Annotated in this window: 24 protein-coding genes and 1 tRNA gene; 9 read left to right on the top strand and 16 right to left on the bottom strand. The window is 63.9% G+C overall.

The annotated features are described in order from the left end of the window. The first annotated feature begins 9 nt into the window (after positions 1-9). Both ACLIIZ_RS15305 and ACLIIZ_RS15300 read left to right on the top strand, forming a co-directional pair. On the top strand, positions 10-1,200 hold the full coding sequence (locus tag ACLIIZ_RS15305; RefSeq protein ID WP_416693555.1) for a hypothetical protein: 1,191 nt from the start codon (positions 10-12) through the stop codon (positions 1,198-1,200). After that, on the top strand, positions 1,197-1,754 hold the full coding sequence (locus ACLIIZ_RS15300; protein WP_416693553.1) for a response regulator transcription factor: 558 nt from the start codon (positions 1,197-1,199) through the stop codon (positions 1,752-1,754). The genes ACLIIZ_RS15305 and ACLIIZ_RS15300 overlap by 4 nt, the downstream gene beginning before the upstream one ends. Positions 1,755-1,823: 69 nt before the next feature. Here the strand turns inward: ACLIIZ_RS15300 and cydX are convergent, their stop codons facing one another. From cydX to ACLIIZ_RS15285, 3 genes are read right to left on the bottom strand one after another with little or no spacing between them, the layout of a single operon-like run. After that, positions 1,824-1,931, bottom strand: coding sequence for a cytochrome bd-I oxidase subunit CydX (cydX, locus tag ACLIIZ_RS15295; protein ID WP_416693551.1), 108 nt, complete (start codon positions 1,929-1,931; stop codon positions 1,824-1,826). A gap of 14 nt (positions 1,932-1,945) precedes the next feature. Then, entirely contained in the window at positions 1,946-3,085 is a 1,140-nt protein-coding gene (cydB, locus tag ACLIIZ_RS15290; protein WP_416693549.1) for a cytochrome d ubiquinol oxidase subunit II, read from the bottom strand. Positions 3,086-3,095: 10 nt separating this feature from the next. After that, positions 3,096-4,664: a cytochrome ubiquinol oxidase subunit I gene (locus ACLIIZ_RS15285; RefSeq protein WP_416693546.1), complete on the bottom strand. Its 1,569-nt coding sequence runs from the start codon at positions 4,662-4,664 to the stop codon at positions 3,096-3,098. 368 nt (positions 4,665-5,032) lie between these two features. Here ACLIIZ_RS15285 and ACLIIZ_RS15280 point away from each other — a divergent pair, with 368 nt between their 5' ends. The 4 genes from ACLIIZ_RS15280 to ACLIIZ_RS15265 all read left to right on the top strand — a co-directional run bounded on the left by ACLIIZ_RS15280 (position 5,033) and on the right by ACLIIZ_RS15265 (position 9,431). Continuing rightward, the gene (locus ACLIIZ_RS15280; protein ID WP_416693544.1) at positions 5,033-5,524 is read left to right on the top strand and encodes an RNA polymerase sigma factor; all 492 of its coding nucleotides are present in this window, start codon (positions 5,033-5,035) and stop codon (positions 5,522-5,524) included. Next, on the top strand, positions 5,521-6,420 hold the full coding sequence (locus ACLIIZ_RS15275) for a FecR family protein (RefSeq protein WP_416693542.1): 900 nt from the start codon (positions 5,521-5,523) through the stop codon (positions 6,418-6,420). The genes ACLIIZ_RS15280 and ACLIIZ_RS15275 overlap by 4 nt, the downstream gene beginning before the upstream one ends. Before the next feature lie 101 nt (positions 6,421-6,521). Further along, positions 6,522-8,870, top strand: a complete 2,349-nt coding sequence (locus ACLIIZ_RS15270) for a TonB-dependent siderophore receptor (protein ID WP_416693540.1) — start codon at positions 6,522-6,524, stop codon at positions 8,868-8,870. Positions 8,871-8,873: 3 nt separating this feature from the next. Next, positions 8,874-9,431: a nitrous oxide reductase accessory protein NosL gene (locus tag ACLIIZ_RS15265; protein WP_416693538.1), complete on the top strand. Its 558-nt coding sequence runs from the start codon at positions 8,874-8,876 to the stop codon at positions 9,429-9,431. Between the two features lie 16 nt (positions 9,432-9,447). Here the strand turns inward: ACLIIZ_RS15265 and ACLIIZ_RS15260 are convergent, their stop codons facing one another. The 12 genes from ACLIIZ_RS15260 to ACLIIZ_RS15205 all read right to left on the bottom strand — a co-directional run bounded on the left by ACLIIZ_RS15260 (position 9,448) and on the right by ACLIIZ_RS15205 (position 18,870). Next, the gene (locus ACLIIZ_RS15260; RefSeq protein WP_416693535.1) at positions 9,448-10,143 is read right to left on the bottom strand and encodes a sulfite exporter TauE/SafE family protein; all 696 of its coding nucleotides are present in this window, start codon (positions 10,141-10,143) and stop codon (positions 9,448-9,450) included. Between the two features lie 272 nt (positions 10,144-10,415). Further along, complete coding sequence (locus ACLIIZ_RS15255) at positions 10,416-12,842, bottom strand: heavy metal translocating P-type ATPase (protein WP_416693533.1); 2,427 nt, start codon at positions 12,840-12,842, stop codon at positions 10,416-10,418. Further along, positions 12,839-13,405: a hypothetical protein gene (locus ACLIIZ_RS15250; protein WP_416693531.1), complete on the bottom strand. Its 567-nt coding sequence runs from the start codon at positions 13,403-13,405 to the stop codon at positions 12,839-12,841. Before ACLIIZ_RS15250 ends, ACLIIZ_RS15255 begins: the two co-directional genes overlap by 4 nt. A gap of 10 nt (positions 13,406-13,415) precedes the next feature. Further along, the gene (locus ACLIIZ_RS15245) at positions 13,416-13,793 is read right to left on the bottom strand and encodes a hypothetical protein (RefSeq protein WP_416693529.1); all 378 of its coding nucleotides are present in this window, start codon (positions 13,791-13,793) and stop codon (positions 13,416-13,418) included. Continuing rightward, entirely contained in the window at positions 13,790-13,987 is a 198-nt protein-coding gene (locus ACLIIZ_RS15240) for a heavy metal translocating P-type ATPase metal-binding domain-containing protein (protein ID WP_416693527.1), read from the bottom strand. Before ACLIIZ_RS15240 ends, ACLIIZ_RS15245 begins: the two co-directional genes overlap by 4 nt. Further along, positions 13,984-14,472, bottom strand: coding sequence for a TlpA family protein disulfide reductase (locus tag ACLIIZ_RS15235; protein ID WP_416693526.1), 489 nt, complete (start codon positions 14,470-14,472; stop codon positions 13,984-13,986). The genes ACLIIZ_RS15240 and ACLIIZ_RS15235 overlap by 4 nt, the downstream gene beginning before the upstream one ends. A 56-nt stretch (positions 14,473-14,528) precedes the next feature. Beyond that, positions 14,529-15,665, bottom strand: coding sequence for an ABC transporter permease (locus ACLIIZ_RS15230; RefSeq protein ID WP_416693570.1), 1,137 nt, complete (start codon positions 15,663-15,665; stop codon positions 14,529-14,531). Further along, positions 15,628-15,948, bottom strand: coding sequence for a hypothetical protein (locus tag ACLIIZ_RS15225; RefSeq protein WP_416693524.1), 321 nt, complete (start codon positions 15,946-15,948; stop codon positions 15,628-15,630). Before ACLIIZ_RS15225 ends, ACLIIZ_RS15230 begins: the two co-directional genes overlap by 38 nt. A gap of 64 nt (positions 15,949-16,012) precedes the next feature. After that, complete coding sequence (locus tag ACLIIZ_RS15220; RefSeq protein ID WP_374326971.1) at positions 16,013-16,186, bottom strand: hypothetical protein; 174 nt, start codon at positions 16,184-16,186, stop codon at positions 16,013-16,015. 180 nt (positions 16,187-16,366) lie between these two features. Beyond that, entirely contained in the window at positions 16,367-17,731 is a 1,365-nt protein-coding gene (locus ACLIIZ_RS15215) for an MBOAT family O-acyltransferase (RefSeq protein WP_416693523.1), read from the bottom strand. Positions 17,732-17,737: 6 nt separating this feature from the next. Then, complete coding sequence (locus ACLIIZ_RS15210; protein WP_416693521.1) at positions 17,738-18,694, bottom strand: SGNH/GDSL hydrolase family protein; 957 nt, start codon at positions 18,692-18,694, stop codon at positions 17,738-17,740. A gap of 23 nt (positions 18,695-18,717) precedes the next feature. After that, a complete protein-coding gene (locus tag ACLIIZ_RS15205) occupies positions 18,718-18,870 on the bottom strand; it encodes a DUF5989 family protein (protein ID WP_416693520.1) in 153 nt (50 codons plus the stop codon). 565 nt (positions 18,871-19,435) lie between these two features. Here ACLIIZ_RS15205 and ACLIIZ_RS15200 point away from each other — a divergent pair. The 3 genes from ACLIIZ_RS15200 to ACLIIZ_RS15190 are packed head-to-tail and all read left to right on the top strand — an operon-like array spanning position 19,436 to position 22,721. Continuing rightward, complete coding sequence (locus tag ACLIIZ_RS15200) at positions 19,436-19,810, top strand: SxtJ family membrane protein (RefSeq protein ID WP_416693518.1); 375 nt, start codon at positions 19,436-19,438, stop codon at positions 19,808-19,810. A 15-nt stretch (positions 19,811-19,825) separates the two neighbouring features. Beyond that, positions 19,826-21,655 (top strand): carbamoyltransferase family protein, encoded by a 1,830-nt coding sequence (locus ACLIIZ_RS15195; RefSeq protein ID WP_416693517.1) that lies wholly within the window; start codon positions 19,826-19,828, stop codon positions 21,653-21,655. Between the two features lies 1 nt (position 21,656). Next, on the top strand, positions 21,657-22,721 hold the full coding sequence (locus ACLIIZ_RS15190; protein ID WP_416693515.1) for a hypothetical protein: 1,065 nt from the start codon (positions 21,657-21,659) through the stop codon (positions 22,719-22,721). Positions 22,722-22,960: 239 nt separating this feature from the next. Here the strand turns inward: ACLIIZ_RS15190 and ACLIIZ_RS15185 are convergent. Beyond that, a tRNA-Ala gene (locus tag ACLIIZ_RS15185) sits at positions 22,961-23,036 on the bottom strand. Positions 23,037-23,051 lie beyond the last annotated feature (15 nt).

The raw sequence follows: 23,051 nt of genomic DNA, 5'->3' as shown, positions 1-23,051 counted from the left end.
TTTTTTCCCGTGCCGACGACCCCCACCCAGTTCACCCGGATACGCCTGATCGACCTGCGCTGGTTCTCGATCGGCGGCATGCTGCTCGCCACCACGGTCAGCACCAGCGTCCTCGGCAGCGCCGACCTGCTGCCCCGGCTGTTCGCCTTCACTCTCGTCGTCGCCTGCCTCAACGGCTGCCTGTGGCTGGCCTCGCGCCTGCATACCGGCGACGACATCCCGCTGATCTCGCCGTGGACGCAACTGCAGTTCGACGTCCTGAGCTGGTCGATCTTCATCTACTTCTCGGGCGGCGCCACCAACCCGCTGATCTCGGTCCTGCTGCCGCTGGTCGCCTTCGGCGCCATCGTCCTCGACCGGCGCCGGGCCTGGCTGCTCGGCCTGATCTCGGTTCTCCTCTACTCCTTTCTCTGGCGCTTCTACCTGCCGCTGCCCATCCTCGACGCGCAACGCGCCACCTACCTCCACCTGCTCGGCATGTGGCTGGTCTTCGTCGTGTCCACCGTCGTCTCGATCTGGTTCATCCAGAGCATGAGCGCCGCCCTGCGCGAGCGCGACACGGCGCTCGCCGAAGCCCGCGAAAAAACGCTCAAGGATGAATGGCTGACCTCGATCGGCACGCTGGCGGCGAGCGCCGCCCATGAAATGGCGACACCGCTGTCCACCCTCAACCTGCTGCTCGAGGAATGGGCCGAGGACAATGCCTTTCCCACCGCCTACCGGGACGATCTGGCATTGATGCGACGGCAGATCGAAAGCTGCCGCCAGACCCTCAACCACCTCTCCGGGCGCGCCAGCCAGCCGGCCAGCGCCAGCCGGCCGTCGATCGCCCACTGGCTCGACGCTTTCCTGCAAGCCTGGCAAGCCACCCACCCGGCAAGCAGCCTGCAATACACGCTGGCGCCGACGCTGGCGCAGCACGCCCCGCATTTCGACATCGCCGTCGAAAGCGGCCTCGGCCACCTGCTCGAGCACGCCGGACGCGGCGCCGGGCCGTTGCGGCTGCGCGCCGAGCACGACGGCGGGCAATTGACGATCAGCGTCGACGGCGCGGCGCCGCCGGACGCCGCCGGCCCCGACCTGGCACTCGCCCAGGCCACGCTGCAACGGGCCGGCGGCAGGCTGCGCTGGCAACGCCAACATAACGGCGGCCAGCGCATCGAACTCGATCTGCCTTTGCAAGGAACCGCATTGCCATGACTTCCCCCAACCGCCCCCTGCTCGTCGTCGAAGACGACGAGAGTTACCGCTCACTACTGGCCCGCTCCCTGCAGCGGCGCGGTTTCGCGGTACGCACCGCGAGCAGCGCCGACGAAGCCCTGGCCGTCTGCGCCGAGCAGGCGCCGGCCTACGTCGTGCTCGACCTCAACCTGCGCGGCGAATCCGGACTCAACCTGATCCGTCCCCTGCTCGCCTACGCGCCGACCGCGCGCATCGTCGTTCTCACCGGCTACGCCAGCATCCAGACGACGGTCGCCGCGATGCGCCTGGGCGCCTGTCACTACCTGCCGAAGCCGGCCAATACCGGCGATCTGGTGCGCGCCCTGCTCGACGACAACATCGCGCTGGACACCCGGATCGACGAGGAGCAGCTCAGCGTCCAGCACCTGCAGTGGGAATACATCCAGCGCAAGCTGGCGGAAAATGACGGCAACATCTCGGCCACCGCCCGCGCCCTCAAGATGCACCGCCGTACCCTGCAGCGCAAGCTGGCCAAGCGGCGGCCGCCTGACCTCGGTTTCGCCGTCGAATAAAAAACCGGGACGTCCCGACGGAACGTCCCGGCAAGGACGGCGGCCGCGGCGGCCGCCGTCAACGAGAGCTTATTTGTCCTGCTCGGCGCGATCGACCTGCGACTCGAACCACAAGGCATTGACGACGGCGAACAGGATGGCCATGGCGAGGCCCAGTACCCAGCTGAAATACCACATGATGTTTTCCCCTTTCAGTAAGCGGACTTGTTGTTGGCTTCGATGTAATCGGCGGTGACCTTGCCGGACATCACGCGGTAGGCCCAGCCGGTGTAGGCGATGACGATCGGCGTGAAGATCAGCGCCGCCCAGAACATCACCGACAGCGTCAGGTGGCTCGATACGCTGTCCCAGACCGTCAGGCTGGAGCGCAGGTCGGTGGATGACGGCATGACGAAGGGGAACATGGCGACGCCGGCCGTGCCGATCACGCCGAGTTCGGCGACCGCGCTGGCGATGAAGGCGAGCAGCGGCTTGTCGGCACGGGCGCAGACGATGCCGAGCAGGCCGCCGCCCAAACCGGCGCCGGGAATCGCCCACAGCAGCGGCTGCGCCTTGAAGTTGGCGAGCCACGCCCCGGCCTGCAGCGCCACCGTCTTGGCCAGCGGATCGGGCAGCGCGCCGGGATCGACCGGCGAGGTGATGACGTAGCCGCTGATCCCCATCGCCACCCAGACGCCGGCGCCGGCGAAGGCGAGCAGCATGACGCTGCCGAACAGCGTCGAGGCGAGCTTGGCCCGCTGATAGACGGCGCCCTCGGTGCGGATCATCAGGTAGTTGGCGCCGTGGAAGGTCAGCATCGCGAAACTGACGACGCCGGCCAACAGCGCGAAGGGATTGAGCAGGCCCCAGAAGCTACCGGTATAGACCGGCATCAGGTTGCTCTCGAAGTGGAAGGGAACGCCCTGCAGCAGGTTGCCGAAAGCGACGCCGAAGATCAGCGAGGGCACGGCACCGCCGACGAACAAGCCCCAGTCCCAGGTCTTGCGCCAAGTCGGGTTGTCGATCTTGCTCCGGTAGTCGAAGCCGACCGGGCGGAAGAACAGCGCCCAGAGCACGGCCAGCATCGCCCAGTAGAAGCCCGAGAAGGCGGTCGCGTAGACCAGCGGCCAGGCGGCGAAGATGGCGCCGCCGCCGGTGATGAACCAGACCTGGTTGCCGTCCCAGTGCGGACCGACGGTGTTGATGATGATGCGGCGTTCGACGTCGTTCTTGCCGATGAAGGGCAGCAGCGTGCCGACCCCCATGTCGTGGCCGTCCATGACGGCGAAGCCGAGCAGCAGGACGCCGACCAGCAGCCACCAGACGAGTTTCAGGGTTTCGTAATCGAGCATGACGGTTTCCTTACTTGGCGGGATTGAGCAGGGCGCTTTCGCCTTCGTAGCGGCCGGTGCCGAGACTGGCCGGACCGAGGCGGGCGAACTTGACCATCAGGTACATCTCGGCGACCAGCAGCAGGGTGTAGAAGCCGACGAAGCCAGCGAGCGAGCCGTACAGGCTGGCGCTGGACAGCGCCGAGGTGGACAGGTTGGTCGGCAGGATGCCGTAGATGGTCCACGGCTGGCGACCGTACTCGGCGACGAACCAGCCCATTTCACAAGCCAGCCAGGGCAGCGGGATCGACCACAGCGCCCAGCGCAGCAGCCAGCGCTTCTCGCCGATCCGGTTCTTCGCCGATTCCCAGAAGGCGATCAGCATCAGCGCCAGCATCAGGAAACCGAGGACGACCATGATGCGGAAGGTCCAGAACATCGGCGCCACGTCGGGGATGGTGTCGCGCGCGGCGCGGGCGATCATCTCCGGCGTCGCCTGGGCGACATCGGCGGTGTATTTCTTGAGCAGCAGACCGTAGCCGAGATCGTCCTTGATCGCCGCGAAGCGGGTCTTCTCCGTTTCGCTGGCGCTGCCGGCGCGCAGTTTCTCGAGCAGCTTGACCGCCTCGATGCCGGTGACGATGCGTTCGGCGGCGCGCGCTTCGAGCTGGTCGATGCCGGGCAGCACGGTATCGGTCGAGCGCGTGGCGATCAGGCCGAGCGCGTAGGGAATCTGCACTTCGGCATGGTTGGTGCGCTGCTGGTCATCGGGCAGCGCGAACAAGGTGAACGGTGCCGGCGCCGGCTCGGTCTTCCACATCGCTTCGAGCGCCGCCAGCTTGGTCTGCTGGTGCTCGGTCACCGCGTAGCCCGACTCGTCGCCGAGGACGATCACCGAACACGCCGCGGCCAGCCCGAAGGCGGCGGCGATGCGGAAGGAACGGCGGGCGAACTCGACATGCACGCCCTTGAGCAGGTACCAGGAACTGATGCCGAGGACGAAGATCGAACCGGTGACGTAGCCGGCCGACACGGTATGGACGAACTTCGCCTGCGCCGCCGGGTTGAGCAGCAGATCGGTGAAGGACGTCATCTCCATGCGCATGGTGACGAAACTGAACTCGGAACCGACCGGGTTCTGCATCCAGCCGTTGGCGATCAGGATCCACAGCGCCGAGAAGTTCGAGGCGATGCCGGTCAGGTAGTTGATCACCAGGTGGCCGCGCTTCGACAGGCGGTCCCAGCCGAAGAAGAAGAGGCCGATGAAGGTCGATTCGAGGAAGAAGGCCATCAGCCCCTCGATCGCCAGCGGCGCGCCGAAGATGTCGCCGACGTAGTGCGAGTAATAAGCCCAGTTGGTGCCGAACTGGAACTCCATGGTGATGCCGGTGGTGACGCCGAGCGCGAAGTTGATGCCGAACAGCTTGCCCCAGAACTTGGTCATGTCGCGGTAGATTTCCTTGCCGCTCATCACATAGACCGTTTCCATGATGGCCAGCAGGATCGACAGACCCAGCGTCAAGGGAACGAAGAGGAAATGGTAAAAAGCAGTGGCCGCGAACTGCAGCCGCGACAGGTCGACGACTGTCGAGTCGATCATGACGATACTCCCTGGTTGATGAGATGGCTGGATTCGCCAATCCCCGCTTCGGCCAGGCGGCGCCACGGCGCGTCCAAAAACGCCACGCTTTCTCTCGTTTGCATGCACCCTCCGGCCTGAATCCGGTTGTTGACTGGAACCCCCAACTGCCCTGCCGCCCCGCGTGCCTGACCGGCTTGTCTGTGATGGCGGACAGCAGACCGGCGGATTCTCGACGGGCGCCAGGCGGTACAGAAGTGACCGAATGTCGCAGCGGGCAAGCGGCCGCCGGCAAGGCCTCGCCGCCCGCTGCGGCAATATGCCACACGGGACCTGCGCTAGCGGCCACTATCATTCGCGGGCTATCGAAAACGCAGGACCACGTTTCCATGAACCGCTTCGTGACGGCGCTCTACCTCGACCACATCGGCGAAATCCGCCGTTACATCGGGCGCCGGATCGCTTGCCGGGACACCGTCGCGGACCTCGCCCAGGAAACCTTTGTCCGCCTGCTCAGCGTCGACCAGGTGCCCGCCCCCGACAAAAGCCGCGCCTATCTGTTCCGCATCGCCGAACATCTGACGATCGACCATTACCGGCGACAAGCCCCACTGGCGGGAAAGCAGCTCAACCTGGACGACTGCGCCGACCTGCCGTGCCCCGCCCCAGCGCCGGAGCGCCATGCCATCGCCCGCCAGGAACTGCGCCGCCTGCAGGCGGCGATCGATACCCTGCCTGCGCGCTGCCGGGAAGTCTTCATCCGCCACAAGTTCGACGGCTTGCCGCAGAAAACCCTCGCCGCCGAATACGGAGTCACGCTGAACGCCATCGAAAAACTGCTGATCCGCGCCCTGCTCCAGTTGCGGAGCGCTCTCCAATGAGCGCGCAGGCCGACGACCCGGTTGCCGAAGAGGCCGCCCGCTGGTTCCTGCGCCTCAACGAGGCTGGCGCCGATCCCCGGCAGCGGAAGGAATTTGCCGCCTGGATGGAACTTTCGGCCAGGCATCGCGAGGAATATGCCCAGTTCCAGCGCCTGTGGGGCGCACTCGAACAGGTCAAGCCACGGCACAAGAAGCGCCGGCAGACCACGGCGGCACTGCTGATTCTCGGCCTGGTGGCCCTGACCGGACTGCAGCAGCGCTTCGCCAGCGAAACCGTGCAACTGACCCAAACCGGCGAACGGGCGGAGCTCGTCCTGGCCGACGGCAGTTCGCTCCACCTTGATGGAAACACCCGCATCCGCATCGAACATACGCTGCTGCAACGGCGACTGATCCTCGAACAGGGCCAGGTCTTCGTCGAGGTCGCTCCCGACCTGCGCCCCTTCGTCGTCGTCGCCGGCGACGGCGAAACGCGCGACATCGGCACCCGTTTCAACGTTCGCCGCGATGACGACCGCGTCACCGTCAGCGTCGCCGAAGGACGGGTCGAAGTCCGACTGGCGAGCACCGAGGCCGCCCGGGAAATCGGCCGCGGCGAGCAGCTTTCGTACCGCTTCGGGCAACTTTCGCCCGCCCGCCGGCTGGCAGCGGACAGTCCCGAGGCCTGGACCAACGGCCGCTGGCAATTCGACGACGCCGACCTGGCCGAGGTCGTCGCCCAGATCAACCGGCAGCACGCGCGCCCGGTGCGCCTTGCCGATCCAAGCCTGGCCGCCTACCGGATCAGCGGCGTCTTCTCGGCCACCGACCGCGCCGGCCTGCTGGCTGCGCTGACCCGCCTCTATCCCCTGCGCCTGGTCGAACGCGACGGCCAAACCGTGATCGTCGCCCGCTGATTTTTTGCGTCGCGATGTCAGGTTGTCGGCAGGACCAGCGTCTACCACCCCAGCACGCCCGGATCGTGCCCAAGACAAAACCATAGTTCACGGGGTTCTCCATGCATAAGTCGTTACTTAACACGCTGCTCGCCGCCGCATTCTGCGCCAGCACTCATGCCGCCTTCGCCACCCAGTTCGACATCCCGGCCCAGCCGCTGGGCAGCGCGCTGACCATGCTCGCCCGCCAGAGCGGCATCCAGATACTGTTCAACCCGGCCGACCTGCAAGGCCTGCAGTCTCCCGCCCTGCAAGGCAATCTGGAAACGGCAGCGGCAGTCAGCAAGCTGCTCGCCGGTAGCGGCCTGCAGGCCGATTTCCACCACGGCAGCTACGTCATCCGCCGCCTCCCCGGGCATACCGCCAATTTCCCGGAAATCCGCATCTCGGCCACGGCGGACACCGGCTACAAGGCGCCGCTCGCCGGCGTGGCGAGCAAAGTTCCCCTGGCGCCCCGGCAAATCGCCAACTCGGTTTCCGTGCTGACGCGCCAGCAAATCGAAGACCAGAACCTGATCACCATGCAGGATGCCTTGCAGCAGGTTACCGGCATCAACGTCATCGCCAACGACACCTCCAGCGCGCAATACTATGCACGCGGCTACGGCCTGGGCGTGATGTACGACGGCGTCACCTCATACAACGGCATGACCCCGTCGCATCAGTTCGACCTGCCGCTCTACGAGCGCATCGAAGTCCTGCGCGGCCCGGCCGGTCTGTTGCGCGGCGTCGGCGAACCCGGCGGTGTCGTCAATCTGGTCAAAAAACGCCCCCGGAAGGACTTCGCTTTCTCCTGGGCGGCAGGCGCCGGCTCGTGGGACAACTACCGCCTGGAAGGCGATCTCACCGGGCCGTTGAACCAGGACGGCAGTCTGCGCGGCCGACTGGTGCTGGCGGAAGAAAACCGGGGCTATTTCTACGATCACACCCATGGCCAGAAATGGCTGGCGATGGGCGCGCTGGAATACGACCTGACGCCAGCGACCACGCTGGGGCTCTCGTTCACCGCCCAGGACGCCGACGTCAAAGCGCCGTCGTCCGGGCTTCCCGCTTCCAGCATCGTCGACGGCAAAGGTCATTACCAGTTGCTCGATGTTTCCCGTTCGACCTTCAATGCTCCCGACTGGGGAAAACTGCTGTATCACACCGAGGAACTGTCCTTCTCGGCGGAACACCGCTTCGCCAACGAATGGGTCGCCAAGCTCACCGCCAACCAGCGTGACTGGCGCCAGTATTACAAGTACGCCTACACCTATTCATCGGTCAATGCGACCACCGGACGCCTCGACTACGCCAGCATGCAGGGCGATTACGACTACAGCCGCGACGGCGTCGATCTATTCGCCAATGGCCCCTTCGAACTGCTCGGTCGCAAACACAATCTGCTGCTCGGATTCAATTGGGAGCGATATAAAAACTCGGGCAAATTCGGCCGCGGACCGACCTACACCAATGTGCTGTTCGGCGATCTCCGCCCGCTGACCGAGCCCAGCATCGCTTACACTTCTGGCAGCGATGCCAGTACCGAACAGCATGGTTTCTACTCCCAGCTCCGCCTCAGCCTCGCCGACCCGCTGACCCTGATCCTGGGTGGGCGGACGACCCATTTCCTCGCCAAGACCCGCAACATTGCCCCCTCGGCGCCCACCGCCTGGAAGGACGGCGCCAAAACCAAACACGAATTCACGCCTTACCTCGGCCTCCTCTACGACGTCAGCAAGGAGATTACGCTCTACGGCAGCTACGCCGACATCTTCACCCCGCAGACCCAGCTCAAGGCGGACGGCAGCACCCTCGACCCGCGCGTCGGCAAGCAATACGAACTCGGCGGCAAAGGCGAGTTCCTCGACGGCAAGCTGGCGGCCTCGCTTGCCTGGTTCGACATCCGCGACAAGAACCGCGCCTATGCCGACCCGGCCTATCCCACGTCGAACTTCTACCTGAATGCCGGCGAAGTCGAAAGCAAGGGCTGGGAAATCGAGTTGAGCGGCAAACCGGCACGCGGCCTGGACGTGATCGCCGGCTACACCTACCTGACCACCAAGTTTCTGAAGGACCGCAAGGATCAGGGCAAGAGCTATTCAATCCAGACCCCGAAGCACCAGTTCAAGCTGTGGAGCAACTACCGCTTCGACCAGGACAGCGCGCTCGCCGGCTTCAGCGTCGGCCTCGGCGTCCTCGCTCAGGACAAGGCGCAAAGCTCGCGCGGCTGGCGCGACGAAGTCGTCAATAGCGGCTACGCGGTGGTCAACGGAAGTATTGCCTACCAGATCGACCGGCATTATTCGCTCACGCTTGCAGTCAACAACATCCTCGATCGCAAGTATTACGCTTCGGTCGGCACCCCAAATTCCTACAATTTCTACGGTGAGCCACGTAGCTTCATGCTTACCTTGCGCGGAGCGTACTGAACGATGAAACGCCGAGATTTCCTGCTCGCCAGCCCGCTGCTGCTGGCCCATGCTGGCCCGCTGCGGGCCGCCGACGCCAACCAGGCGACCGACCTCACCCCGCTCGACAACGAACTCGAAAAACACCCGCGCTGCGTCGTCTGCAACATGGACCGCCGCCAGTACCACTATGCCCGTCACCTGCTGCATTACGGCGATGGGCATGCCGAGGGGACCTGTTCGATCAATTGCGCGGCGGAGTGCATGCTGCGTGAGCGGCGGCGCGGCTTCACGGCGATCTACGCGCCGGATTACGGCGTTGCTGGCGAGCCGAAGCCGTTGATCGAGGTGGCGACGGCGACCTACCTGATCGGCTCCGACCTGCGCGGGGTGATGAGCCCGGTCAGCAAGTACGCCTTCTCCGAACGCACCCGCGCCGAGGCGGTGCAGGCGGTTGCCGGGGGCCGTCTCGGCACCTTTGCCGAGGCGCTGGCGGCGGCGCTGGAGGACTACGCGCGCAGCCTGAACCGGCGCTACGACGGCGACCGGGAAAAGCTCAAGCGCCAGGGCAAGCTCTCGTAAGACTGGCGGGCCGGGCTCAGACGATCAGCCGGTACATCACCAGGTAGTAGCGCAGCCCCTGCCACAGCGTCGAGGCGCCCAGCGCGATGACGAAAAGCGCCGCGCCCTTGAGCAGCCAGCCGCGCAAGCGCGGGCCGAGGCGGCCGAAGAGGACGGAGGCGGCGAGCATGGCCGGCAGGGTGCCAGCGCCGAAGGCGAGCATGAGCAGCGCACCGCCGCCGAGCGAGGGAACGGTGGTGGCCTTGACCGCCATCGCCATCGTCATCGAACAGGGCATCAGGCCGTTGATCGCGCCGCCGATCAGCGCGCCGCGCACCGGCCCCCGGTTCACCGCCTGGGCAAACTGGCGGCGCAGCCAGGCGAGCGGCGCGAAGCCGAGGCTGTTGCGCCACGGCGAGACGCCGAGCAGGTCGAGGCCGAGCAGGATCACGACGATCCCGGCGACGATCTGCAACACGCCCTGCCAGAGACCGATCCAGCCGGTGGACACGAGCACCTGACCGAGCCCGGCGGCGATCACGCCGACCACGGCGTAGATGCCGATGCGCGCGCCGTGGTAGGCGAGATAAGGAGCGGGGCCGCGCGCGCCGAGTTTCATGAAGAAGGCGGACACCAGCCCGCCGCACATGCCCAGGCAGTGGCCGGCGCCGAGCAGCCCGGTCATGAAGGCGAGGAACAGCGGCAGTTCGCCGGCAGCCGGGGAAAAATCCATCAAGCTTGCAACCTAGGTTGGACGCGGCCGCTGGCGCGTTTGGACGGGATGGCCGGCGCGCAGCGACGACGCGGCAGGCTCATGCCGGCAAGGCGGCGCGAAAACGCGCCGGCGAAAATTTCTGCGGGCAACGAGTTTCGGCACAGCCACCAAGCCGGGCGCCCGTCCGGACGTGCCCGCGGCCACGTAGCGCCAGTCGTAGCGCAGGCGCGGAGGTCAGCATGCATGCGGCGGCACAAGGAGAGACAAGCGGTCAACTGAGGTTTCAAGGTTCAGCGTTGCAAGCGCAGCGAGTTGCCGACCACCGACAGCGAACTCATCGCCATCGCCGCAGCGGCGATCATCGGCGTCAGCCGGCCGGCGGCGGCGAAGGGAATGGCGACGACGTTGTAGCCGAGCGCCCAGAACAGGTTCTGGCGGATGATCGCCATCGTCCGCCGCGACAGCTCGATGCCGGCGGCGACGCGCGCGATGTCGCCGCCGACCAGGGTCACCGCCGCCGCCTCGACGGCGATGCCGGCGCCGCCGCCGATGGCGAAGCCGACGTCGGCGGCGGTCAGCGCCGGGGCGTCGTTGATGCCGTCGCCGACCATGCCGACCTTGCCGCCGGCGGCCTGCAGTTCGCGCACCAGCGCCAGCTTGTCAGCCGGCGTCAGGCGGGCGAGCACGCGCTCGATGCCGACTTCGGCGGCGACGTGGCGAGCGACCGCGTCGAGATCGCCGGTCGCCATCACGGTTTGCAGGCCGAGCCGGTGCAGCAGCGCGATCGCCTCGCGGGCGCCCGGACGGGCCTGGTCGGCGATCGCGAAGATCGCCGCCGGCACGCCGTCGAGCGCCACATACACCGGCGTCTTGCCTTGCGCGGCGAAGCGCTCGGCGGTTTCCTGCCAGGGCGCCGGATCGACGCCCTGCTCGCGCAGGAGGTCGGCGTTGCCGATCACCAATTGCTGCCCGCCCACCGAGGCGACGATGCCGCGCCCGGGCAGCGCGGCGAAGCTTTCGGCGTTCAGCGCGCCGGTCTGGCGCCCATGGCACCAGTCGCCCAGCGCGCGTGCCAGGAAGTGCTCGGAACCGCTTTCGGCGGCGCTGACCAGCGCCGCCAGCCGGGCCTCGTCGTGGCCGGCAGCGAGGACGGCATCGCTGACCGTCGGCCGCCCCGCGGTGATGGTGCCGGTCTTGTCGAACACCAGCGTCGTCAGTTGCGCCGCCGTTTCCAGCGCCTCACCGTGGCGAATGTAGATGCCACGGCGCGCCGCCTGGCCGGTGCCGACCATGATCGCCGTCGGCGTCGCCAGCCCGAGGGCGCAGGGACAGGCGATCAGCAGCACGGCGACGGCATGCGACAGCGCCGTTGCCGCCGGCGCGCCGGCCAGCGCCCAGCCGCCGAAGGTGAGCCCGGCGACGCCGGCCACCGCCGGCACGAAACGCGCCGAAATGCGGTCGGCCAGTTTCTGCACCGGCAGCTTGCTGCCCTGCGCCTGATCGACCAGGCGGACGATGCCGGACAGCACGGTGTCGGCGCCGACCGCCGTGACGCGCAGCACGAAGCTGCCGTTGCCGTTGATGCAGCCGCCGACGACGCGGTCGCCGGGCGCCTTGGCGACCGGCAAGGATTCGCCGCTGAGCATCGCTTCGTCGACGCTGCTCGCGCCATCGACGACGATGCCGTCGCTCGGCACGCGGGCGCCGGCGCGCACGCGCAGGCGGTCGCCGAGGCGCACGTCGTCGATCGGAACTTCGCTTTCTGCACCGTCGGCCGCAACGCGCAGCGCGGTTTCCGGCTGCAGTTCGATCAACTGGCGGATCGCTTCGCCGGCCTTGCCCTTGGCACGCTCTTCCAGGTAGCGGCCGAACAGCACGAAGGCGCAGATCGCCGCCGCCGATTCGAAATAGACGTGATGACGACGCCCGAACAGGCCAGGCAGGCTGTAGCCCCAGGCGGCGCCGGCGCCGATGGCGATCAGCGTATCCATGTTGGCCTCGCCCTGGCGGGCGAGCTGCCAGGCCTTGCGGAAGATCTCGCCGCCACTGCCGAAGAGCACCGCCGAAGACAGCGCGAACTCGACCAGGCGCAGCGCCGGCGAGCGGTGCATCAACATCCCGGATAGCACCACCGGCGCACTGAGCAGCGCCGAGCGGATGCTGCGCCGGCGCGCCTCGGCGATGCGCGCCTGCTCGCGGGCGATCACCTGGCGGCGCTGCGCCAGCGTGTCCATCGGCTGCGCCGCGTAGCCGAGACGATGGATCACTTCGGCGACGCCAGCGCGGTCGATCGCGCCGCGCACGTTGACGCTGGCGGCGGCGAAATTGACGCTGGCCTCGCGCACCCGCGGGTCGCGCCGCAGCTTCATCTCGATCAGCAGCGCGCACGAGGCGCAGGTCATCCCCTCCACCGACAGCGAGCACTCGCTGAGCGGCGCGTCGGCCGGCGGCGGTGCCACCGGCGCGGGCGGCGGCGCCGCCTGCAGGTGGCCGAGGATGGCGTCGAGCGTCGCCAGCAGGCGCGCCTCGGGCAGCGCGTCGGGGTCATAACGGACGGTCAGCGAACCGATATCGACGACGACACTGACCTCGCGCACCGCCGGCTGCTTGCGCAGCAGGATTTCCAGCAGGTAGCAGCGCTCCGCGTGCCTCACCAGCACCGGCGAAACGATGCGCAGGCGACGGCGCAGGCGGTGGGCGACGCGAAATTGCTTCATGTCTTGCGGTAGCGGACCAGCAGGAAGACCAGGTAGAAGACGGTCAGCCAGGCATTGCTGTGGGCCAGCGGGTTCTGCAGCCAGCGCTTGGTGATCAGGTCCCAGTGCGTCTTGATCAGGTAGAAGGCGACGATGTCGTTGAAGAAATTGGTCATCGCCTTTTCCGTCAGCGCGCTTTCCAGCACCGGCTGCACGCGGGCGCGCAGCGAACCGGGCGGCGCCTCGCCGGGCGGGATCAGGATCGTCTTCAGGCGGTCGAGCGCCGGCTGCAGGCCGAGCGCCGGCGCTGCGCCGGCCGCCTCTTCCGGCAGGCGTTCGAGCAGGGAGAACAGGTGACGGGCGACGCTCGCCGTCGATAGCAGCGCCGCGTCGAAACCCAGCGTCAGCGACTGTCCGGCCGCATCGACATGGGCACGGCGGACGCCGGCCAGCCCGGCCATGCCGGTTTCGATGCCGGCGGCGAGCGGCGCCGCGCAGAGTTCGCCGGGCAGCGCCAGGCACAGGTAACCGCTGCCGCGTTCGCGGACGACGATGCGTTCCGCCAGTTGCCGCGCGTTTGCCATCGCCGCCTCCTCAGGTCCGTTCCGCGTCGCCGGTCGCGGCGGCGGGCGGCTGGACGCCGGACAGCTTATCCTCGGCCTCGGCCATCAGGTCGTTGAGATTTTCCTTGCGGTTAAGCGCGAAGTCCTTGCCCATGCCGCCCAGTTTGCCCAGCCCCTCGGTGATTTCCTTCTGGTACTTGAAAAGCAGGAAACCGGCGGCGATGCCGCCGACCGCGCCGAGCGCCAGCAGCGCCAGCGGGTTGGGCAGCGCCGCCCGGCCGAGCAGGCTGCGCCCGGCCGCCACCCCGCCCGCCGCCATCAGCGCGCCACTGCCGGCCGGCTTGGCCAGCGCCTGGCCGGCGTCGCACAGCATCTGCGGCACCTGTTTCATCATGCTTTCCTTGATCATTTTTCGTCCTTTCCCGGATTGGCTGAAATTTCATCGGCACCGCCCGGCGGCGCCTGGATGTCGTGCAGCATTTCATAGATGCCGCGACATCCTTCACAGCAGAAACGATACGCCTGATCGCCGACCTTGAGCGTGAAAGGCCGGACGCCGACATCCAGGCCGCACAAGGTGCAGCGCGTCTCGTCCCGGCTCATTGCAGGAGCGCCGCCGCTTCGCGCTCGAAAGTCGCGGCGTCGGCCTCGCCGACGATCTTGCCGCGCACCGTGCCCTGGCCGTCGATGAAGAAGGTGGTGGGCAAGCCGACCACGCCGTAACGCCTGGCGATCGCCGAATCGCCGTCGAGCAGCGCCGGGTAGCTGACGCCGATCTTGCCCATGAAGGCATCGACGGTCGCCTTGTCCTGGCCGGCGTTCATCGCCAGCACGACCAGGCCGCGCGGCTGCAGGCGGCCGTAGACGGTTTCGATCGCCTTCATCTCGCCCTCGCAATAGCGGCACCAGTCTGCCCAGAAACGCAGCACCACCGGCCGCCCGGCGAGATCGGCAGGAAAATTCACCGGCGTGCCGTCGGCGCGTTGGGTGCTGAAGGCGGGCGCCGCCAGGCCGACATTGACCTTGGCCGGTTCGCCGCCACCGCAGGCGACGAGCAGCAGGAGAAAGGAGAGGATGAGGGGACGCACGTTCGATCCGTTTCGCTGGGCAATGACAGGACAATAGCCTTGCCCGGCCTGTCTGATCAAGCCCGCATCACGGCATCCGGCTCGGCGCGCGCCGCCCGCCACACCGGCAACAGCACGGTCAGTGCATAGGGCAGGACGGTGAGCAGGAAGAGGATCGCCAGTTGCCGGAGATCGACCACCGGCGACAGGCGGAAGCTCGGGTAAAGCACCGACCAGCCGCGCAGGGCCGGCGCGAACAAGGCTGCATCGTAGCGGAAGACATGCAGCCAGGCGGCGACGAAGCCGATCAGGAAGGCCGCCAGCGCAATCAGCAGCCCCTCCCAGAGCTTCATCCGGATGACGTCGCCGCCTTCCCAGCCGATCGCCTTGAGGATGCCGATCTCGCGCCTTTCCTCGGCGGGCAGGCCGGCCGCCTTTTCCCAGACGAGGATGGCGAAGGCCAGGATCACGCCGGCCAGCACGGCGAGGCCGATGCCGTCGCGCCAGCCGAACAGTTGGGCGTAGATGGCGAGGATCTCGGCGCGCCGGATCGGCCGCAACTCCGGCTGCGCCGCCCGGATCGCCGCCGCCAGCGCGTCCCCGGACTGCGCCCCGGTGCTGCGCAGCACGGCATCGGTATATTGGCCGGCCGGATATTCGAAGAAGCGGCGGAAATCGTCCGCCGCCAGCAGCACCAGATCGCCGCTCAGGAGTTCGCTGTCCTCGGGCAGCACCGCCGCCACCTTGAAACTGAACAGCTTGCCGGAATAGCTGCGAAAGGAAATGGTGTTGCCCGGCACCAGGCCACGCTCGCGCGCCACCGCGTTGCCGATGCTCAGCGTACCCGCGGCGACTTCGGCGTCCGGGCGCGCCATCAGCGTGTAGTTGGCCTTGACCACGCTGTCGTAGTAATAGCCCCACAGCCGCCCCTGCACCTCGGCCACCCCGGGCAGGCGGGCCAGTCGGTCGACATCGGCCTGCGCCAGCAGGTCGTGGCGCCCCGCCACCTGGCGCTGGACGACCATTTCCGGCGCCCCGGCCAGCACCGTCAGCGCCTCGCTGCGCAAGGCGTGACCGAACAGCATCAGCGACGCCAGCACGAACACCAGTGTCGAGAAGACCGCCAGCAGACCGAGGCTGCGCGCCTTGCGGCGGTCCAGCGCGGCGATCGTGAAATCAATCAGGTGCAGTTGTTTTTCCAGCCAGACTCGCATCGGGGTCACGCTTGACAGAGGGGGGCGGCAACAACGCCGCGCTCGGGAAATGGTCGAAGGCCGCCGGGTGGTCCTGGAAGGCGGCATGCCGGTCGGCCTGACTGGGATGGCGGGTGTAACGCGCTTCGCAGAACAAGGCCAGGTCGGTCAGCCCGTACTGTGCCGTCATCGCCCGCAAGCGCCCGAGCCGCGCCGCCGCCCCGGCATCGTCGACGGCAACGAGGCCGGCCACGACAACGGCCAACGCCGACAACAAGCCAAGGACAACGAGGGAAGGACGCAAGGCTAAACGCTCCGGGAATCGGCAGGCATCATACGACAACCCGGCGCGCCCGGGCGCAGCCGCGTCAGAAACGGTTGGCCGCCCGCATCAAGGCCCCGCGCAGGGCGATGGTCACGCTCGAACCCAGCCCGACCCGCTGCGCCACCGCCGGCAGGATGATCAGCGAAGCCAGCGCAAAACCCGCCCCCAGCAACAAGGAGGTCATTTCCGGCTGCTTCTGGACTGGCGCGTTCTGCATGATGTTCATCCCCCGATAACGATGGCGGAGATGTTAGCGCCGGAGCAGGGCGGGTGGACTGCGGCAAATTGTCGCAATGGCGCGCCAGGAAATAACCGCAGCAAAGCAAAAGTGCATTCTGTTGTCGGTGGGCGCCAGACCGTCGTTCAAACGCTGCACTACGAAAATCCCGGCTGCTTGCTAAAAATCGAAATAATAGAAATTCGCCGGCTGCATCGAGGCAATCACCGAACATCCGACACACAGCATGAGGAGCACCGGAGCCAAGATGACCGTCGGCACAAGCGCGGCCATGGAACGAATCTTCGCTATCTGATCAAGTGGGTGCAGCAGAAGCAAACCAATACCGAGAAGGACCGGCACGGTAGCCGCATCTGGCCAATAGCCCCAGTTACCGCGGTAAATTACGCCGGTAGCGACGTCATGGGCAACGGAGAGGGAGGGCGATCTGAAAATCACCGTTAAAACACTCCATGTCAGGAAAGTACAGAGTATGCAGAGCCACCGCCTCCAGCCCGACGCGGTGGCAGAGAAACGGGCATAGCCGCTGACGGTTTCGGCAACCATGATCAGGCCGTGAGCCAAGCCCCAAAGGACAAAGGTCCAGGCTGCACCATGCCACAGACCGGAAAGCATCATGGTGACGACGATGGAGAGATGGCGGGCATATTTGTGCAGATAGACATGGAGCGGCTTGAACACGTAATCACGCAACCAGAAGCTCAGGGTTATGTGCCAGCGGCGCCAGATTTCGCCTATCGAGGCCGAGCCATAGGGCGAGCGAAAGTTTTCCGGGAAGGCGATCCCAAGCATGCCTGCCAATGCGATCGCCATGTCGGAGTAGGCACTGAAATCGCAATAGATCTGGATCGAAAAGCCGAATATCGCCGCCACGCTTTCCCAGCCCGACAGGGTGGCATGGGCGGCATAGGCCTGGTCGACATAGGCACCAACCGGATCGGCCACCAGCACCTTTTTCAGCATGCCAACCGTAAACAGGGCCAGGTTGGGCATCAGGCTGGCGCGCGCAATCGCCAACTGCGGCAGTTGAGGCAGGATGTGGCGCGCACGGAGGATCGGCCCCGCAATCAGGTGAGGGAAAAAGGTCAGATACACCGCCGTCGGCCAGAAGCCAGGCGGCTTCTTGCCCGGCTGGCGCGCCGTATCGACGAGGTAGCTGATGATCGTGAAGGTGACGAAGGATACGCCGAGCGGCAGCGCCCAGCCGAGACGCGGGGTCTGGATACCGGAAAGGCCCTCGACGGTTTCAAACAGGAAGTCCGTGTACTTGTATAGGCCGAGCGGAATCAGGGACACGAACACGCATGGCGCCAACTTGCGTCGATCACGCCAAACCAGCCGCAGCATCAGCCAGCAACCGACAATCATCGCGATCAGCAACAAAACAGCGGGCGGGTACCACCAAGCGTAGAAAATCAGGCTGGAGATGGTAACGAAGCTGAGTTGCAAACGCCGGGGACAAAAGGCGAAAAGTGCGCAGAAAATCAGGAAGAACAGCAGAAAGGACGGTAGCTGAAACAGCATCGACAGCTACTCCTTGGGGCGAGGGAAATAGGGCTTCAGCACATCCGTCATAACCTTGAACGCCTTTGCATTAGGGTGAACATCGTTATTGGCCACCCAATAGCTTTCGGCCGGTTCTTGCCGCAGACTCGGCAGTGGATCAAGGAAAGCCCAGCCACGCTTCTCGCTTTCCGCTCGCATGATGTTGGTTATGAAGTCGAACTGGTAGGGCTGGAAACTGTGCGACTCCGGAACCATCATGACCAGCACTCGGTAGCCATGCCTCGCCTGATCCACCTTCAGCCGGTCCAGAGCCATATTCAAGGCAGCACGGCCGGGCCCATCGGCCCACATTTTTTCATAGGCTGCCACCAATCCGGCTTGGCCGGGAGCATTACTCATCGCCATTTCGACAAAGGAAACGATCAAGGCGTAGGCTTGACTATGGCGCACCAGCCATCCGGCCTGGCCGGTATCCTGCACGAGCGGCGCACGCGCCGTTGCCAGCACGATGACCGTATCCGGGCGTATCGTGTCTGCGTAGCGCAGCCAGTTGGCAACGATTTGCGTCATGTTCATGTTGCCAACGCCGGTAGTCATCACCTCGCTTTCCGGGCCGAGCCATCGGGCAAGCTGAGCGCGCAAGGTCTCGTCTTCCGGCAGGCCCCAGCCCATGGCCACGGAATCGCCGATGACAACTAGCTTATGCTTGCCCGGCGTTGTCAGGTCGGGCTCCGGTCCGCGCATGCCGAGCGAATTGATGGAGACCTCGACCCCTTGCAACGAAGCGGATGCGCCGGGGATGTGCTCATGACCGATGGCGGGATCAGCGCTCTTCTGTTTGAGTAGCGTTGCGTAGCGCCACATCTCGACCAGATAGTTCTGCTGCGAAGAGGTTGCCACGCGCACCAGCCCCTCAAGCGCTGCGCAAGCCAGCAGCAGCCCCAAAAGCACGAGGCTTGCCCCCGAAAGGAGCCTCTTCACGAGAGATTTTCGGTTGCTCAAGTTCAAAACACCGCGTAAACGAAGGGCGCCCAGGATGAATTAGCCAGAACGACGAAGAGAACCGAGAACAGCATGATCACTGCAAAAAACGGGATTAATACCAACCTGGTTTTTTTGCTGAAAAGAAACCCGAAAAGGTCACTTAGGAACTTCATAACCTACTCCGCTGACAACTGAAAACCCCTGATTCTACTTTGTCTGACTCCATCTCAATCCGCTGCCGAAAGAATCGAGGCTTGTTTTTCGAAACTCTCCCCAGAGCACGGGAACCCACATGGCATGAATTAGTCATTCCAGGTACGCCGTAACAGGCGTTACTTCCTCGGCAACCTGAGCGGGACACCACTCGGATTCATCATTCGGATCGCACCACTTTGCCATCCGCCATATCGAGCACCAGACAAAGGCGGCACGCATCAAATCTTCCGTCGACAGCAGGAGGACAGCAGCGCCAAGGCCTGGATCGAAAACGCCAGCGCTCTCTACAAAGGCGAGCCGATTTCCCCCGGGACCTCGGGTAGCAGTGGAGCCCCATAAAACCGTCCCCTTTGAAAGGCTTGCCCGATTCAACCATCAACGCCCCCATGAATCCATCGGGCACACCTCCCACTGAGGCCGAGGATCGGTATCATCTGCGACTTTCTGTTCAGGCCGAATACGTCTGCAGTTAGAGCAAAGAGCCCCTCCGAAACCCGGAACGATCCAGCAGAAGAAAGAGAGATGAAGGTGAGCAACAGAATTTTTGGTCTCGTGTGGTGTTTCATTGTCGGCTTTTTCGCCCTCCTGCCTTTGCGGCATGGCGATACCTTCCACACGCCGCTTGCGGTTGTCGCATTGCTGCTGGCCCTGATCACCATCGCCGCGCCAAACCTGCTGGCGCTGCCTAACCGACTGTGGGCCTGCTTTGGCAAAACCATCAGCGGCGTGACCAGCAATGTGTCGCTTTTCCTGATCTATTTTTTTCTCTTCACCCCAGGGGCCGCGCTGTTACGTCTGTGCGGCCGTAACCAACTCAAGCTCCGCTTCGATCCCAAAGCCCGCACTTACTGGACCGAGCGCCCCTCGGACGACACGAATTTCACCCTCCCGTACTGACTGACAATACGCTTCATGCAAATCCTCGGAATCTCCGCTTACTATCACGACAGTGCCGCCGCCTTGATCCGCGATGGCATCGTTGTAGCAGCCGCACAGGAAGAGCGCTTTACACGGAAAAAACAGGATTCCAGGTTTCCCCGTGCTGCAGTCCGCTTCTGCCTAGAGGCGGCAATGCACTCGCCGATAGATCATGTCGTGTTTTTTGACAAGCCGTTCCTCAAATTCGAACGCATTCTAGAAACCTATCTCAGCTTTGCGCCGAAGGGCTTTGCAACCTTCCGCGCCGGCCTCCCGGTCTGGGCGAAGGAAAAACTGTTTCAGCGCTCGTTGCTGATGAAGGAACTGGACGAACTCGCGCCCGGCCGATTCCCGTCGGACTCGCTGTTGTTTTCCGAACACCATCTGAGCCATGCGGCTTCTGCCTTCTACCCTTCGCCGTTTGACGAGGCTGTAGTACTGACCATGGATGGTGTAGGAGAATGGGCGACAACATCTGTGGCGATCGGCAATGGCTCGAAGCTGCGGGTCATCCGCGAGTTGCTTTTCCCCCACTCGCTCGGGCTTCTGTATTCCGCTTTTACCAGCTATGCCGGTTTTCGAGTAAATTCCGGCGAATACAAGCTCATGGGCCTCGCTCCTTACGGAGAACCCCGCTTTTCAGGGGTCATTCGCGAACATCTTGTTGACGTGAAGGATGATGGCAGTTTCCGGTTGAATCAGCGCTACTTTAACTACTGTACCGGGCTAAGCATGACCAATGCCCGCTTCCATGCCCTGTTCGGCCGCCCTCCGCGCCCGCCGGAAAGTCCGATCGAGGATTTTCACGCCGATGTCGCAGCTTCAATTCAGCAGGTCACAGAAGATATCGTCCTGCGCATGACACGGGCACTGGCAAAGGAAACCGGCCAGAAGAATCTCTGTTTGGCAGGAGGCGTGGCACTCAATTGCGTGGCCAATGGCAAAATCGCCGCCGACGGGGCCTTCGAGAAGGTCTGGGTACAACCTGCTGCAGGCGATGCTGGCGGAGCGATTGGCGCAGCCTTGGCCGCATACCATCTACATACCAAGGCAGCGCGGCAAATATGCCACCCTGACGCGATGAATGCCTGCGCCTTGGGTCCGGAATTCTCGCCTGAGGAAGTCGAAGCCGCGCTAGCAACCGCTGGAGCACGTTTTACCGTGGTATCGAATGAAGCGCTATTCGACGAAACGGCTGTTGCGCTAGCGGCTGGCGAGGTAGTCGGCTGGTTTCAGGGACGCATGGAGTTTGGCCCTCGAGCATTGGGTAATCGATCTATCCTCGGGGATCCACGCCGAACGGATATGCAAAAGAAGCTTAATCTCAAGATCAAATTCCGCGAGAGCTTTCGACCCTTTGCCCCATCCGTTCTGGCGGAAGCTGCGGCAGACTGGTTCGACGTGAGCGCAACGCACTCGCCTTATATGCAGACAGTCACCACAGTGGCGGAAAAACGCCGAACAATATCCGCGCAGCACGCAGCGTCACATCATGGGCTGAAGGATCAGTATCTCGTACGCTCCGTCATTCCGGCAGTTACCCATACTGACTTCTCGGCCCGGGTGCAGACCGTTTGCGCTAAAGAAAACCTCCGTTATCACATGCTCCTAAAGGCATTCGAAAAACTTACCGGCTGCCCGGTACTGATCAACACCAGCTTCAATGTCCGGAACGAACCAATCGTGTGCACACCAGCCGAAGCATTCGCTTGCTTCATGGCCACCGACATGGATCGCTTGGTCGTTGGCAACGCCGTGTTGCGCAAGGTGGAGCAGGATAGTGCGCTAGCCTTCGACTATAGTTCCCGTTTTGCGCTGGACTGACATGAGCGAACACCCGAGAAGGTCGCAGATCGAATCAAGACTCCGCTGGAGCCTGTTGAAACTCTTTCAGATTTTTATCGTGCTCTGCCTGATTGATGGATTTCTTGATATCACCTATCCACTGGCGAGCTTCACCAAAAACCATTTGATACGCAAAGTCTCCGAGACCTCGCCAGCCAAACCGGTCAAACCAGGCTCCGTACAGGACATCATTTTGCCCACCCCAGGCTTTTCCGTCCGTCAGGAACCCGGGATACGCGGAATCGTGGCTGAATATCATTCGCCAAACATCAATGTCGCCATCGACGGTCTGCGCTACAACAGCCCAACCCCTTCGGAGAATTCGGCTACGGTCGGTCTCTTGCTCGGATCATCGGCCGCATTCGGCTATGGCGTCGCCGACAACCAGACACTTGCAGCACATCTGGAACGCTCGCTCAAGGATGTCCGGCTAGACAATTATGCTGGTTTGGCCCAGCCCATCACAGACAGCACGCTGCGCTGGTACGATTACCAGAAGAAGCACGGGAAACCGGACTTTGTCATCCTCGCCAGTGCCAACTATCAAATATTCGCTGATTGCCAACCGGTTCCAGCAGTGAATACGAAATCGAATATTTTTCTATTTCTGGCCGAGAAAATCGCGGATAGATTTTCACCCAAAACAACATTTCCCTGCGCCTCAAACGGAAGTTTAGATCTTGCCATTCGCAATTCGATACTCGCCATAGAGAATGCAGTTGCGTTCGGCCGAAAACAGGGGATTCCTTTTCATATCGTCAACCTCCCGACTCCTTACGACGCAAATGTCAATATCGACAATCTGCTAAAGGAGGCCAATGCAAAGGCGCAAATCGCTGCGATGCAGCGGGTATACAGTCGCTTTCATGAAGAACTAGCCAAGCTTGAACTGCCGGAATTCATCGATCTATCGCACTCACTGCCATCGGACAAAATGTATTTTTTGGATACCGGCGGACACATTTCCGGAGAAGGAAACAGGTTAATTGCCGAAACACTTCGTCAGCGCATTTGGGGCAACAAGTTCAGCAACAGTAGAGACTGAAGTCGCGCAAAATGATCCGGCGACACATCGGCAGCGACACATCGGCAATATCCGCGACCGGAATCGCATTGCGGATGCCAGTAGAGCTTTGCTGGAAGCCAAGCCGCAGGTATGTCGATCATGCATCTGGACATTACGCAAAGTGCCGCAGATGCCACAAATCTGCAACACCTCTACGCCAGAAAAGCAAAACAGCGCATGGCACTTGACGTGCGATGCGCTGTTCTGACGGGCATTCCTGGTGGACCGAATGAGGATCGAACTCACGACCTCCGCATTGCGAACGCGGCGCTCTCCCAGCTGAGCTATCGGCCCGTAAGGCGCGCATTA

Origin of the sequence: Azonexus caeni, assembly GCF_048146105.1 — a bacterium.
Taxonomy (GTDB): Bacteria; Pseudomonadota; Gammaproteobacteria; order Burkholderiales; family Rhodocyclaceae; genus Azonexus; species Azonexus aromaticus_B.
Note: the sequence above shows the minus strand (reverse complement) of the source record. Positions and strands in the feature narration are given on the sequence as shown.